The sequence below is a fragment of the Streptomyces sp. NPDC058880 genome (genome assembly GCF_042742535.1).
GTDB lineage: Bacteria > Actinomycetota > Actinomycetes > Streptomycetales > Streptomycetaceae > Streptomyces.
Genome location: NZ_JBHYMC010000134.1, coordinates 1 through 2,269 on the forward strand (window position 1 = coordinate 1; position 2,269 = coordinate 2,269).

A 2,269-nucleotide genomic window follows, 5' to 3' on the forward strand; every position below is an offset into this window, starting at 1 on the left:
TCACCCGCAGCCGCCTCGGACGCCTCACCCGCCAAGGCTTCCTCACCCAGCCCGGACGAGGCTGCTACCAGAAACGGACTTAACGTCCTCTCAGAACTCGCAGGGCATCTGTGCGTGCCCGAGGTCCCGAGATGACGTCCGCCGGCAGCCCCTTCGGGCTCTGCGTGAAGCGTTCCCGCGCTCCCGGGTGCCTGCGCAACCTGGGCGCGGTCTCCGCTCCCAGGAGCCTCAGAAACTTACGGGCGCCCATCCCGGCGCCGCCCCGCTGCAGGACCTCGGCGTACCGGGGCCGCAGCCACACCAGCCCGGCCGTGCGACCGGCAGCAAAGGCAAAGCTCTCCTCGCGTTCCGAACTGTCCAGTCGGGCGGGCAGGTACGCCCTGCCGGGAGCGACGTCGATGTCTTCACGTTTCCCGGCCCGGTCGTAGCGATGCCCCTGCAACCGGATTGCGCAACCCACGTCGCGCCCCAGAGCCTCACGTTCGGGGTCCGGCACGCGTGCGAACCCGTCGCGCAGTTCGCTGAGCTGGTCATCCGTCAGCCGCAGTGCATTCGGGCCGCCGCTCCCCGCCGCGCCGATGGCCGCGAGGCGCCGGATCACGGCCACCGCGTCCGCGTCGGTCAGCAGCACCCCCCGCTTACGGAGCCACGCCCTCACCGACCGTGCCTCGTCGGTGTCGGCGAGGAAAGCGGGATGGATCTCCCGGGAGAAACCGAGACTGGCACCGAGGCCCCGCGGGGCGTCGGTGAACACCACAGGTTCCGCGGGTCGGGGCACTCTGTGGCGACCCCCTGAGCTGTCCTCGAGCCAGCGGCTCGACAGCAACGAGGAGTAGATGTCCGCGGCAAGTCCCGCCGCAGCGAGGCAGATGTTCGCCTGCGGCGACCGAGTTTCGTCGTCGAGGAGGCACAGCGCGTCGTAGAGGTCCACCGTCACGGGAGCCGAACCGTCGTGGTTCTCCCAGTCCGCCAGCACCTCACGCCATCGGCCTTCCTCGTCCCTCACCACCCCGGGCAGTACAGCGGTCCGCTCCGCGACGCGGGAAACCTCCTCTTCGGTGACCACGCCAACCAGCGTCTCGTCTTCCACCGCGAGATCGTCCAGGCCGAGTGGTCCCTGCTCCGCGACGTCCAGGACGAGACCATGGGACACGCCCGCCCTGGCACGGTCGAGGAGCAGTCGCTCCAGCGCGGCGACCGGGTCACGGGAGTCGCGCACGTCGTCGGGGAGCGGCACAGCGCGCCAGGCCCGTGCGGGTTCTCGCCGGAACTGCCACAGGACAGCGGCCGTCCACAGGTCGCCCACCAGTTCATTCAGTGCGCGGTTCCAAGGGGTGTCGTCGAGCGCCTGACGGCTGGCGATCGGGTCGAACTGGGCGCTGACGCAGATGGCCAGAGTGGTGTCCGCGACCGGAAGACCGGCGTAGATCCGCCCGGCGTCATCGGGTCTGAGAGGAAGAGCCACAGCGATTGCGGTGGTGGGCCCGACCGCCTTGTGGGACCGGTTGATCCCGGAGGGGCTGGGAACGGCCGTACGGCACACCAGCCACTGGGACCCGTCGCCGGCGCGCGCCTCGCCGGTCTCCACGTCGACGCTCCGCCCGCCCACCGCAGCCTCGAACGGCTCGCCGGCCTCTCGGACGAGCGCCAGCCGGTGCCGGACACCACCATGCTCGTCCAGATGCGTGACAGTTCCGACACTGCCGAGGAAGAGCAGCGCGCTGTCCCCCCATTCGGCAAGCCACGCATCCACCTCGTCCGCATCGAGCACACCCGGCTCCAGAGGAACGCGCAGAACCGTCCAGGTGTCGCCCGCGAACCAGTCGGGCACCGGGAACGGGTCGGCCACGGAGAGGTCAGGATCCCCGACACGGAACCGGTAATGCCCACAGTGAACCTCCAGATGCGGGGAGAGGGACTGGAGGGTCATCAAGCCGATCCCGAACCTGCCGGTGGATTCGGCCTGCTCTGCCTTGCTCGTCAGCCAGGGCATCGCCAGGGCCAGAACGTCCGGCAGCCGTACGGGACTGCCATTGTGGGTGACGAGGAGTTCCCGTCCCATTGTCAGAATGCGTACGTCCGTGGCACCGAGGTCCTCGGCGTTCTGCACGAGCTCCGAGAGACCCTGGAGACGGTCGCTGGACAGATTGCCTGCGTGATCTCGGGTACGTCTCAGAGGACGTTAAGTCCGTTTCTGGTAGCAGCCTCGTCCGGGCTGGGTGAGGAAGCCTTGGCGGGTGAGGCGTCCGAGGCGGCTGCGGGTGATGTT

Annotated in this window: 1 protein-coding gene; it reads right to left on the reverse strand. The window is 69.2% G+C overall.

What is annotated here, in order from left to right; translation table 11 throughout:
• Positions 1–79: 79 nt before the first annotated feature.
• Positions 80–2,110 carry a sacsin N-terminal ATP-binding-like domain-containing protein gene (locus ACFW2G_RS33030; RefSeq protein WP_384585621.1) on the reverse strand — a complete coding sequence of 677 codons (2,031 nt, stop codon included), beginning with the start codon at positions 2,108–2,110 and terminating at the stop codon, positions 80–82.
• Positions 2,111–2,269 lie beyond the last annotated feature (159 nt).